Genomic DNA, 13,225 nt, shown 5'->3' on the forward strand with positions numbered 1-13,225 from the left:
TGGGCTGCTGCAGGCTTGGATAGACGACTACAACAATCTCCACCCACACTCGGCGCTGCGCTTCCAATCACCCGCCGAGTTCCGCAAACTCAGTGCTTAACCCAACCCTGGCTCTGTCCGGCCAAACGGGGTGCACTCCAGTTTCGTCCAGGTGGGCGTTCCGGTCGGCGAACTGGATCAGCAGCTCTTTGGCTTCCTGAACGTCCGAGGTATCGAGGCTGCGCTTACCGGTGGATCCGCCAGGGCGGTTCCAGCAGACGTAAGCGGTACCATTGCGCCACCAGAGGCGATAGCCGAGGTAGCTCCATGTGCTTTTGGATTTGCGGCGCAATTCTCGGCCCTCTCGGGAGTGGTCCAATAGTCGGCGAGCCAGACATCAGTCGTCACATATTCCCGGCCAGGCCGCCTAGACTTGATCCGGCCGGTCCGCATTAACTCGCGAGCAGAACGCTCCGAGATACCAAGCCTCTCTGCAAGCTCAGGCGCATGGATGACGCGCGGGATATGGACGACATCCGCCACGCTGCTCAGCCCACCCCCAGCTTCGCCTGTGCCCACTCGTCGAGCAGGTCCGTGCGGTACAACGGGGTTCTGTTCATGCGGTCAAAGGGGGGACCACCACCAACGCTGGCCAACTTCGCCAGAGTCGCGATCGCGATCGGGATGCCGAACTTGAGCGCCAAGTATTCTGGGACTTCACGACGCTGAAGCCTTGGCTTGCGAAGGTGGGGAGGAAGGCTGAGGGTAGTGGTCATGGCTGACGCCCCTCCCGCTCTGCATCCAATTGAGCGATGTACGCTTCGATTTCTGCTAGGCGCTTGGCTCGCTCCGCAGGAGGAAGCTGCTTGTTCCATGGATGCTCGGGGTCCAGCGGATACCCGTCCGGCGTACAGCCGTCGTAGCGGCCAGGCGTCGGCTTAGCGGAAGCGCTCCAGTCGAACTTGGAGCCCTTTGCCAGGCGGTGCTCGTGGATCGCATCAAAGGCGTTGCGAATCGCGAGACTGAAGTTGATGCGCAGCGTTCCGACGGCATTGCGCCGGGCGTTCTCGAACTCGGCTTCGATCTCACGCAGGCGCTTATCCGCTGCGGGGGTACCGTACCGACCAGGAAGTTCTGCGGCGAGCGACTGCACGTAGGCTTGGTCTTCGCCGCGTTCCCACTCCTTGATGCGGCAGAGCGGGGCTGGGTCGTGGCCACTAGGACCCACAAAGACATAGGCTCTATCAACGATCTCAATCATGAAGTCGCCATCCATCGCCTGCCTCGGCCGATAGATGCCTGACCGAGTACGTAGGAGATGGTGCAGCCAGAAGTCGTCGCTGATGCGAATGGAAATCAGCTTGTCTTCGGGCTTTGGCTCCCAAGGATAGTCACCCGGCCTTGGATTGAGGGGGGTCTGCAGATACTCGTCGAGCCCGGACGGCAATGGCTCGAATGATCGAACAAGCTCATCGCTTACCGCTCTGCAGAGCGTCGCCGATAGGAACAGCCCAACTCCTGACGTGACGGCTGCGCCGATAAAGGCACCCTCAGCCAACCCGACCGAGTCGTAGTACCGCAATGTACCCTTTCCACTTGCTTCCACCAGAGGCGGTGGGGCGAGCCCGCGTTCGTGGAGAACAGCAAAGCTGCGCGGAGCAAGACCGGCGCCGACAGCGACTTCGGCGCCAGTGAACTGATCGGGTGGGGTGTTGCTGCGTGGGCGTCCCATGGAGGCAAGATAGAACAGTAAAAATGTTCTATCAAGTGCAAATGGGCCGCCTCATCCTTCAGGTGCTAGCTTACCTTTGCAAGGCCTGGGCAGGATCCAGAGGTCCTGCAGATAAGGGCCGCCGCAGGATCACTTAGGACGGCCCTTGCTGTTTAGCCGCTGACTTCTTTGGCTGCCGCCTCCAGCCCGGTTAACGTGGACGATCCCGTGCAGGGCGCTCCCCTGCGCGTTCATCTCCTTTCGGCCGATGGCGGGCGGGCTGTCCGCCAGGATGACCAGGACAGAGGCAAATCCGTCTAGGTTGCTTCTGAGCCGGACAGAATCAAACGCCGACTGCTCGGGTGCAACCATCTGGCTTTTTCTCATTCTTCAGCCTTTGCTGGATCTAGTGATCCTTAACAGGTCGCTCATGACACTGAGGAGGCTGACGTGAAGCGGCCGCCCATGCGTGAATGTGAAGTGTTGGAGCGCGATCCAGCAGCCGGCTTCACCCGCAGAGGGTAACGCAGCTTCTTCGGCTACAAGGTGCACCTGCCGGCGGATCAGGGAGCGACCTGATCCACGAAGCCATCCTCACCTGCGCTGAAGTATTATCCGTCATAAGTGCAGTTGACGTTGCAAGGCAATTCATTCCCCGCGAGTTTGCGCCGTAACAGACCGATCTACTCGCCGATAGGTGGACCGGGAGGTACGGTTAGTCGCATGCGACGGTCCTGCTGTGGCTCCCATCTCCGGTCGAGGAAGCGTGTCAAGTCAGCAACCAAGAGGTAGTTGTAAGCGCCATCGGCAGCATCTGAAGGAGAATTCTGCACGCGAAGTCGGTCACGGAGTTGCGCCAGCTTGTACTCCGCTATGGCACGTACCTGCGGCATCGGAGCATCAGCCGCCAGTGTAATGATTTGCTCTGCCACGACGCGCTGAACCAAGTAGCGCATCTCGCGCCGGTACGCGTCCTGTTCCTGATCTGATCTCTCATAAGCAGATGCAATAAGCTGATCGATGACGAAGTCTAAGCCCGGCAATTCAGGAGACAGCGTCTGCTGCTCAACGAGCCTAGCTGCGCGCTCAGGTTTCAGGATCGATGCAACGGTCAGCTCTGCCGCCGTGACCGGTGGTGAGAAGATGTCAAAGCTCAATCCTGTCCTGCTGTCGAACAGCTCTCGGTGGCGTTCGTGGGTGTAAGGGCGTGGTGGCAAGCGCTCAAGCACAGCCGTCGGTAACACCAACTCGGTTGGGTTTAATGTACTGAGCAGGGCATTCAGTGCACGCTGCTGGTCGGCTGCCGGCACGGGTTCCTTTGGCTGCTGATCATCTCCACGCAATGCATACGTATAGAACTGCCCACCAAGCATCTTTACTGCTGCTTCCACTTGGTATCGATGGAAGAGGTATATTGGAACAAGCGCTTCCTCCATCGTGGCCAGCGGCATGCCGGTTTGGAGCACTTGTTCGCCAAAGTAATTTAAAGCAACTCGGCGCACATCCATGACGCGCCGTAGCTCTTCGGCAGCGTCGGCGCTATTGTCCCACCGCTCGACTCGAGGATTTACTCCATCAGGGCCGGCGTCCTGGTCAGTTAGCAAGGTAAGACCGCGGTTGCTCGTGTCTGCGAGCAGCCTGTCGAGCATCACTTTCTCGTCCGTTCCTTCCGGGAAATCTTGGTATCCGTAAGCAATCGCGGCCTTGTCCCATCCGCCTATTTTCGTGTCGTACGCTTCTGCAAGATCGGGTCGGCCTGAAGAATTAAGTTGAATCCATGGATAAGGATAGTCCATCACAGAAGTCCGGCCCTCAGAACTTGCGGCGAAATTGTGTACTAGACCAAGAGTATGGCCAACCTCGTGCGCTGCAAGTTGGCGTAGGCGAGCTAGCACAAACGCCTGTAGTTCCGGGACATGCTCATCGCCACGTTCGTAAGGCGCAAGCAAACCTTCAGCGATAAGATTATCCTGTCGGTCTCGGAGTGAGCCTAAAGATACTCGTCCTTGAATTATCTCTCCTGTGCGAGGATCGTAGACACTGTCGCCACGGCTCCATCCTCGCGTGGAGCGGTGAACCCATTGAATGATATTATATTGTACATCCATCGGATCCGCCCCTTCGGGCAATAACTCAACCCGGAATGCATCAAGGTATCCTGCCGCTTCGAACGCTTCATTCCACCAACGAGCGCCTTCTAGTATTGCGGTCCGAATTGCCGACGGGATGCCACGATCCACATAATACACGATAGGCTTTACGGGCGGACTGACAGCGGCGAACGGATCTTCCTTCTCTAGGCGGTGTCGTTTAATAAAGCGCTTTTGTAAGGGTTGCTCTAGTGGAGCCGCGTAATCCGTCAATTCGATGTTAAAATACCCGGCACGGGGATCCCCAGAACGCATGACATAGCCTGGCTCAGGAAGGGCTACAAAGGAGTGCCGTGCGTGAACGGTAATGGCTTCAGGTGTAGGCGCTACTTCTATTATTTGCTCACCAGGTTCTGCACTAGTGAACGTTAGCGCAACTTCAATCTCAGTGTTGCGTGGGAACGCTTTCACGTTGGGTAGATAAAGAGCATTACGGTCTTCTGAGAGGGCGTACTCTCCCTGCTCTGCCATCTTGATGGTAGCGGGGATATTGTGGAGGTCGCTCTTGAACACGAACTCAGTTACGTCGATGAGGACGTGCCCTTCGCTCTCGGCGCTCACTTCAAAACCCCAGAGAACGGATTCGGCGAAGCTCTCGTCGACGCTACGGCGCTCATGCGGATTTTCCGTGACAGCACGGTACTTGAGGTTGGGCTGGACAAGGAGCACCTTCCTTCCCCAGCGGTCAAATCGGACGATGCGTGTTTCCGCTAGCAGTCCGCCGCGATCCAGACCGACATCCTTTGAGCCCAGTCCTCTAGGAAGAGAGATCTGGTAGATCATGTCTTCGCTGATGCGAGGTATCTCCATGTAAACTGATCCGGATGCTTCATCGACATAAAGCGGGATGTAGCCATCCTGTTTCGTCATGCCTTTCGTCTTGTTGACAATGGACGGCAATACCTCTGGGGCAGCCACTTGTTGAGGCGGATTTTCTTCGGCATGTGCAGGCAGCACTAAAGATAGGGATAGCGTAAGGGCAAAGGCCGAAACTGCTTGAGCAATCATCCGGAACATCCCAAAGCCTAGCAACCAAGGAAGCTCAAGCATGATAGCGTCTATAATATCCGGGGAAAAGAGCTTGCAGATATTCTTTAAAAGCTTTGGCGGGCATGTTGCGAGCCCGCCCCAATCCACGATGTAGAAATCTGGAGGCGGTGCGTCGAAGCCTGCTGTCTGTCTCCCGCCCACTAGGCCCTGATACGAACTTCAAAGCGTCGTCTGCTTCTTCTGCCTTGGGTTCCTTTCCTCCCGCTTCACCCACTCCGCCTCCGTTCTGCCCATCAGGCGGTAGGTATCTCGTGCCGCCATGCCGCAGCCAGTTGTCTACGATCATCACTGAGCGCCCGCGGCCATCCGGCTCTTCGATCTACAGCGCGTTGGTCGTCAGCCCGTTCTTTGTGGTCTTTACGAATGCACATCCGGAGAGGGCAAAGATGCGGACTTCGCAGTTGAAGGCCAGCATCTTAGCACCAGCTGCGTTCGGCTTGCTGTTCTTGATCATGCTCAGCCCGGTTATAGTAATATCGTTCATGTTCTCTCTCCTCAGATGACCAGGAAGCCTTCGGGCCGCTGCGTTGCGTAGACGCTCGGTCCCGTCTCGTTCGCCAGGATGCGTCCGACCGCCATCACGGCGGCCACCGCACCATCGATCCGCCCGCGCGAGCGGGCCTTGTGAAGCTTCTCGTTTTCGGCCGCGTCCGTTTCGGCCGCGACATTGCCAAAGCACATCCGCAGCACCGGGTTGTCGCCATGCCGGAAGCGGCCTGAGAGGAGTGCTGCCTTCAGCTCCTTCACCGGTGCCGCCATCGAGGCGAAGCCCTGGCCGAAGGCGGCGACGGTGAACCCAGTTTCCTGCAGGGCTGTGGTGACCGCCGTGCTGTTCCACCGGTCGATCGCGATCTCCTGGACGCTGTGGTCCACAGCGAGCTCGTCGATCCAGGCGAGTACAGCGTTGTAGTCGACCACGTTGCCAGGGGTGAGCCGTAGGTGTCCGGCCTCTCGCCAGCGCAGGTAGTCCGCCTGGTCCTGCTCAGCTTTGCGGGCGATGCTGGCTTCCGGCAGGAAGAACATCGGCAGGACGTCGTAACGCCGAACCTCGTCCTCATCCTCGACCGGGAACACCGCCACCACGGCCGTCAAATCCTCGACGCTGGAGAGATCGACGCCGACCCAGCATGGTTGCCCCAGCAGCTCGGTCTGCGGCCGCATCGGCTCGGCCTGGTCATAGACCGCCAGATCTACCCAAGGCTCGGCCGCGCCATCCGTCCAGATGTTGAGGTGGAAGCGCTTGAAGCTGGAGATCTCCGCTGGGAAGTGCGCGATGCGCCTAGCCTTGGTGCGCAGTTCCTCAAGCGACAGGAAGCCGGCCTCGATCGCGGGATTGGCCGCACGCCAGGCCGCCTCGTTCCTCCAGTCGGCGGCAGGATCCGCCGCGAAGATGATCGGCGCGAAGGTTGGATCCTCGATCTCGCCCGCGGCTACCTTCTGGCTGTACTGCCAGAGATCGCTGGCCAGCGTGCCCTGACCCTCGCCGGCGGTGCTGATGACGATGGTGAGCGGGTTCTCCCGTTTGACCATGCTGTCGCTGACGACGCCGAACAGCTTGCGGGCTTCCGCGGCTGGCCAGGCATGGACCTCATCAGCCAGGAAGAAGCTCACGTTCAGGCCATGCTTCGAGTAGGCCTCGGTGCTGATGGCCGACATCTTCCCCTGTGTGCCCGGGTGCTGCAGGATCTTCCTGCTCTCGATCGGGCGCACCCGCTTGGCCAGCACCTGGTCCTGCTGGACGAACTGGTGGGCGGAGTTGAAGGCGATGCCGGCATTCTCGCGATCGGCCGCCGCCATCACGATCTGGCCGCCGGCTTCCGCCTCGGGACCCAGAAAGTGTGCCAGCGCCAGGGCAGAGGCCAAGGTCGTTTTGGCATTACCCCTTGGAAGCCAAAGCACCGCCATCCGGACCTGCCGGCCACCGCACTCGGTGGTCGGTCCGTAGATCCGGCGGATGATGGCGGTCTGCCAGTCGTGGAGGTGGAAGAGCTGGCCAGCATGGCTGCCTTCCCAAAGCTGCAACCGGTTCACGAACCTGCAGATGCGGCCAGCTCTGCCGCTGGGGTCAGGGTAGAGCGCCGGGTCAGGCGAGAAGATCGTCCGCCCAGTCATCGCTCTTGCTCTCTTCCTGAGTCTTGGCGGCGCGCCGGTGCGGCATGAAGCCGAGTTCTGTCGCCAGCAGTCGTGCCTCGCGCATGGCGGCCGACTGCATCTTGAACGCGGGGTGCGGCTTGGGGCCGTCTTCTGTCTCGATCATGCGGCCGTCCCGGCCCATGACCTCTTCCAGCTCGCGGACCAAGCCGGCCACAATGCAGTAGCTCTCCAGGGTTGCCAGCGTGTCCGGGGTCAGCAGCTTCCGGCCGTGGATCTCCGGTGCGGCCCGACGCCATTCCGCCTTGGCCTGAGCCGTCAGCCAGGCCGGAGCAGGCGGACAGCGACCTTGGGTAAGGCCACCCTCGATCACCTTGAGCTTGGGCTTGCGGCCTCTCATCGGGAAAATCCCCAGAAGCCGACGATACTGCGCGCAAGCGGCGCAATACGGTCCTGTAGCAACCGGGCCAAAACTCGATCCCTCCTCCTTCCCATCACGGCCGGGCACTCCGGATCGGATGGCCGAACCCACCGTCGGCGCCGGCCGTCTTCCTGCTGTGGCAGGAGGCGCAGACAGCCGACCAGTTGGAGCGCGACCAGAACAGGCTCGGGGAGCCCTTATGAGGGACTACGTGGTCGACGGTCGTCGCCGGCTTCCCGCAAGCACAGGTCGGATGAGCCGACAGGAAGCCACGCCGTGCCGCTTCCCACTTGCTGTAATAACCACGGGCACGGGCAGACGGTCGCTTGGCTTCCACGGCGGCACGACGTGCAGCCGTGCAGGCAGGACAGCCAGCGCCGACAAAGGGCGGATGTCCTGGCTTGGGACAGTGCCTGGGTGGGGCCATCGGCATCAGAAGCACCAGAGCCGGTAGGAGCGGATCAGATCGTCATAGCCGGCGGTCATGCCGCCAGCACCCTCGCGACCATCGTACATCTGCGAGACATGCATAAGGATCGCCTGCCGGAGCCGCTCGGGCACAACGGGCCAGCCGGCGACGAACTCGACCTGGACAGCGCCATCGCCGTAGCGGACCCGCGGCCAGCTGGTGCCACGCAACGGCCGGATCTTGGCGGCGATGTGGCCGCCCAAGCCGGTGACCTCATAGGCATCGGGGCTCAGCACCCACTCGATGCCGGTCGGATCCAGGTAGCTGATCGACGTCACGGCCTGACACGGCGGCATCGGCACGCTGATCATCGCCGGGAAGCGGTCGAGCGTGAGCCGCCAAGTCTGCGTCACCAATGCCCGACCGAGCAGCCCTTCCGGCCCATCCAGCGCCGCGGTAGCCGCACCGATCATCGCCGCGATCCCGGCATCTTCCTCGTCATGGGTGACGCGGCAGAAGTCCTTGGCCTCCTGAACTGTCACTGGCAGTGATACCGGAGGTGTCACCAGGGTCAGCATGGCTGGCCCCTCAGTAGCGAGACCGGCCCGAAGGCCGGCCCCATCAGGCCACGGGGCGGTTGCGAGCATAGCCCTTCACCAGCACGGCACTGGCCGCGATCGAGGTACCCGAGTTCTTGGTCAGCACCGTGCGCAGGTAGCGCTTGTAACCCTTGTAGCCGACCTTCACCGCCGAACTGGCAGCAAGGCTGGCGGGCAGGCTGCCGATCAGGTCATCGGCCGCCACGTCGGTGAAGTCGCCGCCGGTGGTGGTGTCGGAGTGCTGGAGCTTGGCGGTGAAGTCACCGGCTCCGGCAATGGCACCGGTGTTGATCACCAGCGCGGCGGAACCGAAGTCGATCAGGTCGACCGGATCGCTGGTGGTGGTGGCCGAGAGGACGGCGGGTGCCACGACGGGCACCACACCGAGGTTGTGGACGAGGTCGCGCATGATCAGGCTCCTTAGCTCGCGGCGATCTTCAGCTTGCGGACGGCTTCCGGCATCACGACCGCACCGCCGACACGGCGCCTTGCGTGGAAGCGGACGAGGCCCTTGGTGGCCACGGAATACGGATCCCGCAGGATCGAGAGGTTGACCCGGTCGAAGATCCGGTAAGCGGTCGAGAAGTCGCCGAAGGCGATCGGGAACGCGGCGGCAGCCACATCCGGCATGTCCACTGCCTCGATCACCGGGCGGCCGAGTAGCGACTCGGGCTGACCTGCTTGCAGGCTGGGCTGCCAGATGAAGGCGCCGGTGCCGTCGACCAGCTTGCGGATAGCGGCCAGGGTCGAGCCGTTCATCAGCCAGGATCCGCGGTTCCGGTAGTAGGCCGGCAGCGAGTACATCAGGTTGATGAGGCCGCTGACGGTCACGTCCGAGGCGTGCAGGCCTGGGATGAACCCGATGGTCGGATCCGCCAGGACGCCCAGCGGCTTCTTGAAGCCGTTGCCGGTGACGAAGGCGACACCCTCCAGCCGGCCAAACTCCTCGGCCAGATCAGAGGCGACCTCACGTTCCACGTTGACCGCAGCGTCTTCCAGAAGGCGGAGGCTGACGTCCACGTAGCAGGCCGCCTCGTTCACCTCGATCTCGACCTGACCATAGGTCGTGCCGGTCTCCTGTCGCTCTTCCGTCTCACCGACCCAATGTGCCGTCGGCGTGCTGGTGCGCTTGGGCAGGATCACCTCGCCACGCGACGTGGTGCCGACGCGGGCCGCCTGACGGATCGGGCTGAACTCGACCAGTTCCTTGAGGACCTCGGTGCTAAATTCCGGCGGAGCCAAGTAGCCACCGCGGGTATCGTCGCCAACGATCAGCGAGCGAGCCTCTTCGGCCTGCATCCGCTCCGGACCGTGGCGGAGGAAGCTGGTGAAGGCGCGGCGCTGCAGGTCACCTTGGTCGTCGCGGCGCTCGCTGCCACCGCCACCGGGCCGTTGGGTACGGACGTCGATGGCATCCAGTCGCTCAGTGAGCGACCGGAGCTCAGTGCTGAGACGGGTATCCAGCGCGGTACGGTGCTGCTCGACGGCAGTACGCAGTTCAGTGACCGCCTGCACGGCAGGATCGAGGGTGTCATCGCCCTCGCTACGGGTTTCGAGGGAGACGTCCATCAGTAGGTCCTCGTGATGGCAATGACGGCACGATGGGCCGCCTGGACGAACGCCAACGTGGCGATCGAGTGGGTTGCGTTGCGGATCTGCGTGACGCGGGCATTGGATGCCGCCGGCAAGGTCACCAGGCTGACCTCGACCAGGTCGATGGCGGTCAGTACCCGGCCCCCGTTCGGCCCGCGTTCGGACGCCACTGCCCGGAAGCCGATGGACAGGCCGTTGACGGCGCCAGCCTTCAAAAGCGCCAGCGCCTCGGCACCCTTGGCCGTCTCGGTCACAAGCTTGCCGGTCGCCCTCAGGCCGCGGGCGTCTTCCGTGAGTTCCGTCCAGACGCCGATCGGCTGATCCGGGTTGTGGTTCCAGAACATGGCCGGGCCACCGGTAGCAGACCGCTTGGCCAGCGACTTCTTGAATGCGCCAGGCCTGATGATGTCGCCGAAGCTGTCCGGCTCGCCGAACACGCTGGCATAACCGGAGAAGGTGCCGGCCTCGTCGGTAGCAAAGCGCACCTCAGGCGCCGCTAGGGTCTTGGTCTCACGCGCCATTGACGGGCTCCTGGGAGGCAGTCGGAGAGGAGGCATCCGCCTGACCGGCCTGTCGGATCAGCTCATCGCCGCCGTCGATCGGCGGGCGGTTGTCCAGGGCGCGGACCTCGTTGGGCGTGAGCCAGGAGCCGCCGGTGGCCTGCCGGTAGGCGGTGAACCGGCCGGCCAGATCACCACGGAGCAGGTCGTCGAACGTGCACTCGATGAAGTATTCCCGCCGCTCCTCAGGAGTGAGCAGCACCCGCTCCAGCGCGGACTGCCAGATCTCCGTCCAGGGCATCAGGCAGGTCTGCACGAACTGGCGCATCAGCTCCTCGACGTTGCGCCAGGTTGCCCGGTCGAGGTCGCCGATCAGGGTGCCCGGCACTTTAAAGGCCCTTGCGATCTCCTGGGTGACCAGCCGGCGCAGCTCAAGGAACTGGCTGTCCGTGCTGCTGAACTGCTGCGGCTCGAAGGTCATCCCGTCCTCAAGCACCAGCGTCCGGCCGGAGTTGGCACCTCCGGCTTGGGCAGCATTGAAGCTCTCGCGCAGTCGCTTGATGACCTCAGGCCCGAGCGGCTTGTTGCCGGTCTTCAGAATCCCGCTCGGCCTGGCACCGTTGCTGAACAGCCGGGCCTGGTGCTCGGCCATCAGGAGGTCCAGCGCGATCGCCTCGCGCGCCAGATGCGTCAGGCAAACGACCCGGTTGCCGATCGAGCCAGGGGTGGGCAGGTAGAGGACATCCCGCCAGTCGAGGGTGCGCTCGACGCCGTTGACGCTGAACTTGAAACGAGGCTCCGGCCCGCTGGTATCGCGGGTGACATCACGAGGATCGAGGCGGTGGATCTCTCGGGGCGTGCTGCCGGTGCGGATCACTTGGCCGCAGGCAGCACCATGGAGCAGGGCGTCCAGCTGCAGGCCGGTCTTCGTCTCGACACCGCCGGCCCATGGGCACCAGTCGCCGGCCAGGAGGGTGGCTGCTGGGTGAGAGTTGTCGCGCTCACGGGAGCCGTCGGCACTGCGGCGATAGAGATGGAAGGGCAGGGAGCCAACGCTCTCGGCAATGGCCCGAACGGCCGCCAGCGTGGTCGGCGAACGAAGGGCAGACTCAGCAGAGACCGAGACACCAGCAGCTGTGGGCGTGGCACCGAACAGCGCCAGCATCTCCGGCGAAGAACTCGCCAAGTCGTAGCGCTTCTCGATCCCAAGAAAATGCTTCAGCCGGTCGAACATGCACAGCCCGGGTAGTTCCAGTGGACACTACGCAGGCTGGGCTTGATCAAGTCAAACAGGAACGGCTAAGCTGGAGAATTTAGAAGTGCTGGAATATTCCAGAAAGCTCGGGAAAAGTTGGTGAGGATTACTTTCCGGCGATCGTAGTGGATGAAAAGGTGCAAAAAATTGCACCTTTTAATAGAATCAGAAACCGGCACATGTGCCGAACTAATGCTCGTGCTCCGAGGGTGTCTCAATTGAGACACCCTCGTCTTGCACCGCAGGGATGTTAGGACCCGCAGAAGTCTCAATTGAGACTTTGCTCCGAAACGCAACGGGCGTCGGTCTCGGCTCGGATTGCGAATCTCGCGATGGGGGCCAACCAGCATCCGGCAGCGGCACAGGAAGAGGGTCCGCCAATTGGCGGATCTACCGAGCCCGCCATCAGCAATGCGCAGGCGGCTGAGATGCTGACTGTTAGCAGCAGCCTCGTGGAGCGGGCGAAAGCACTCGGGAACCGACGGGGGGAGCGGACCGACCAACTTCCGCAACATGTTGCGGAAGTTGGCGAAACAAGAGCAATCGCTGTCGGCACGGAGGGGCGAGCCTCCGCACGGTGGTGATGGGAGCAAAATGCCAATTGGCCCCTTGCTCAGACACGGCGCCGCCGATCGGGATCCGGGGGATGCGCAGGAAGAGGGTCGGCCAATTGGCCTACCCTCTGAGCCGGCCATCAGTACCGCACAGGCGGCGCCATACTAATAACCGTTATTAGTATGGATCGCTGTCTGCTGACGAATGGCTGGCGGTGACTATGACCAGCCGGGATAGCCTTGGAAGCCGCCGTGGCACCAGCGGACGGCATCCTCGTAGACGTCCCACCCGGCCGGGGGCACCTCTCCTGGTCGTGGCCAAACGCGGCCGGGAGGAACATGACCGATCTCGGCCAAGTCGGTCTGCATGATCGCGGTAATATATTCTGCTTCGTCGAGTGCGCCGTTGTTAAGGAGCTTCATCAGGCCCTATGAAAATTCGGCGTGCTCGTGCATGAGAGTGACTAAGAACGCCTAACAAAAGGGAACCCGGCACTCGACCTGTTATCTGGACAGACGTCAGGGCAAGAAAGGGCGCGCCCTGCCCATCATGGCGCCGACGGGAAGTGCCGGCTGGACCCGCGCCCTAAGGACAGTCCTTCTTGTTGTAGAGGCTGGTGAGCTGGCTGCGGCGCTCTTGGACAAGATTCTCGGCCTGCCCGGCATCGTAATAGGTGTAGGCGAGGCCTGGTAGCCAAAATAGGGCAGCGGCGACGTTCGTGCCGGTGACACCCTTGTTGTCCTCGATATTTTTCTGGGACTGGTCGAGTTGAGCCAGTTGATCCTCCAGTTCCTTACAGGTGAGGCGATTGTCGCCGACCTGGGTGGGCTGGATCTTCTCTGACGTGGCACATCCGCTCGCCGCAAGAGCGATTAACAATACAGCATAAATATATTTTTGGTTGAAGTACAT

The 13,225-nt window shown here is 61.8% G+C and carries 14 protein-coding genes; 1 reads left to right on the top strand and 13 read right to left on the bottom strand.

The window, feature by feature from the left end; all coding sequences use genetic code 11:
• Window positions 1-7: 7 nt before the first annotated feature.
• Window positions 8-100: a hypothetical protein gene (locus VHL31_RS26815; RefSeq protein WP_414653618.1), complete on the top strand. Its 93-nt coding sequence runs from the start codon at window positions 8-10 to the stop codon at window positions 98-100.
• 427 nt (window positions 101-527) lie between these two features.
• Here VHL31_RS26815 and VHL31_RS00740 read toward each other — a convergent pair whose 3' ends face one another.
• From VHL31_RS00740 to VHL31_RS00795, 13 genes are all read right to left on the bottom strand, one after another.
• On the bottom strand, window positions 528-755 hold the full coding sequence (locus tag VHL31_RS00740) for a hypothetical protein (RefSeq protein ID WP_329659286.1): 228 nt from the start codon (window positions 753-755) through the stop codon (window positions 528-530).
• Window positions 752-1,561, bottom strand: coding sequence for a hypothetical protein (locus VHL31_RS00745; protein ID WP_329659287.1), 810 nt, complete (start codon window positions 1,559-1,561; stop codon window positions 752-754). Before VHL31_RS00745 ends, VHL31_RS00740 begins: the two co-directional genes overlap by 4 nt.
• Before the next feature lie 812 nt (window positions 1,562-2,373).
• Entirely contained in the window at window positions 2,374-5,031 is a 2,658-nt protein-coding gene (locus VHL31_RS00750) for a zinc-dependent metalloprotease (protein WP_329659288.1), read from the bottom strand.
• Between the two features lie 178 nt (window positions 5,032-5,209).
• Window positions 5,210-5,374, bottom strand: coding sequence for a hypothetical protein (locus tag VHL31_RS00755; RefSeq protein WP_329659289.1), 165 nt, complete (start codon window positions 5,372-5,374; stop codon window positions 5,210-5,212).
• A gap of 11 nt (window positions 5,375-5,385) precedes the next feature.
• A complete protein-coding gene (locus VHL31_RS00760) occupies window positions 5,386-7,002 on the bottom strand; it encodes a terminase large subunit (protein ID WP_329659290.1) in 1,617 nt (538 codons plus the stop codon).
• A complete protein-coding gene (locus VHL31_RS00765; RefSeq protein ID WP_329659291.1) occupies window positions 6,974-7,381 on the bottom strand; it encodes a phage terminase small subunit P27 family in 408 nt (135 codons plus the stop codon). The genes VHL31_RS00760 and VHL31_RS00765 overlap by 29 nt, the downstream gene beginning before the upstream one ends.
• Window positions 7,382-7,475: 94 nt before the next feature.
• Window positions 7,476-7,835: an HNH endonuclease signature motif containing protein gene (locus VHL31_RS26570; RefSeq protein ID WP_349262323.1), complete on the bottom strand. Its 360-nt coding sequence runs from the start codon at window positions 7,833-7,835 to the stop codon at window positions 7,476-7,478.
• Window positions 7,835-8,389, bottom strand: a complete 555-nt coding sequence (locus VHL31_RS00770) for a head-tail connector protein (protein ID WP_329659292.1) — start codon at window positions 8,387-8,389, stop codon at window positions 7,835-7,837. Before VHL31_RS00770 ends, VHL31_RS26570 begins: the two co-directional genes overlap by 1 nt.
• Window positions 8,390-8,432: 43 nt before the next feature.
• Entirely contained in the window at window positions 8,433-8,819 is a 387-nt protein-coding gene (locus VHL31_RS00775; protein ID WP_329659293.1) for a hypothetical protein, read from the bottom strand.
• 11 nt (window positions 8,820-8,830) lie between these two features.
• On the bottom strand, window positions 8,831-9,979 hold the full coding sequence (locus tag VHL31_RS00780) for a phage major capsid protein (RefSeq protein ID WP_329659294.1): 1,149 nt from the start codon (window positions 9,977-9,979) through the stop codon (window positions 8,831-8,833).
• Window positions 9,979-10,524, bottom strand: a complete 546-nt coding sequence (locus VHL31_RS00785; protein ID WP_329659295.1) for an HK97 family phage prohead protease — start codon at window positions 10,522-10,524, stop codon at window positions 9,979-9,981. The genes VHL31_RS00780 and VHL31_RS00785 overlap by 1 nt, the downstream gene beginning before the upstream one ends.
• Window positions 10,514-11,737 carry a phage portal protein gene (locus VHL31_RS00790; RefSeq protein WP_329659296.1) on the bottom strand — a complete coding sequence of 408 codons (1,224 nt, stop codon included), beginning with the start codon at window positions 11,735-11,737 and terminating at the stop codon, window positions 10,514-10,516. The genes VHL31_RS00785 and VHL31_RS00790 overlap by 11 nt, the downstream gene beginning before the upstream one ends.
• Window positions 11,738-12,898: 1,161 nt before the next feature.
• Window positions 12,899-13,225, bottom strand: a 327-nt coding sequence (locus tag VHL31_RS00795; protein WP_329659297.1) for a hypothetical protein, incomplete at its 5' end; no start/stop codon positions are given.

The organism is Geminicoccus sp. (genome assembly GCF_036263595.1).
Lineage (GTDB): Bacteria > Pseudomonadota > Alphaproteobacteria > Geminicoccales > Geminicoccaceae > Geminicoccus.

Excerpts from the sequence above, each read along its gene's own strand:
- VHL31_RS00740 (WP_329659286.1), bottom strand. The coding sequence starts at position 755 with ATGACCACTACCCTCAGCCTTCCTCCCCACCTTCGCAAGCCAAGGCTT.
- VHL31_RS00755 (WP_329659289.1), bottom strand. The coding sequence starts at position 5,374 with ATGAACGATATTACTATAACCGGGCTGAGCATGATCAAGAACAGCAAG.
- VHL31_RS00760 (WP_329659290.1), bottom strand. The coding sequence starts at position 7,002 with ATGACTGGGCGGACGATCTTCTCGCCTGACCCGGCGCTCTACCCTGAC.
- VHL31_RS00765 (WP_329659291.1), bottom strand. The coding sequence starts at position 7,381 with ATGAGAGGCCGCAAGCCCAAGCTCAAGGTGATCGAGGGTGGCCTTACC.
- VHL31_RS26570 (WP_349262323.1), bottom strand. The coding sequence starts at position 7,835 with ATGCCGATGGCCCCACCCAGGCACTGTCCCAAGCCAGGACATCCGCCC.
- VHL31_RS00770 (WP_329659292.1), bottom strand. The coding sequence starts at position 8,389 with ATGCTGACCCTGGTGACACCTCCGGTATCACTGCCAGTGACAGTTCAG.
- VHL31_RS00775 (WP_329659293.1), bottom strand. The coding sequence starts at position 8,819 with ATGCGCGACCTCGTCCACAACCTCGGTGTGGTGCCCGTCGTGGCACCC.
- VHL31_RS00780 (WP_329659294.1), bottom strand. The coding sequence starts at position 9,979 with ATGGACGTCTCCCTCGAAACCCGTAGCGAGGGCGATGACACCCTCGAT.
- VHL31_RS00785 (WP_329659295.1), bottom strand. The coding sequence starts at position 10,524 with ATGGCGCGTGAGACCAAGACCCTAGCGGCGCCTGAGGTGCGCTTTGCT.
- VHL31_RS00790 (WP_329659296.1), bottom strand. The coding sequence starts at position 11,737 with ATGTTCGACCGGCTGAAGCATTTTCTTGGGATCGAGAAGCGCTACGAC.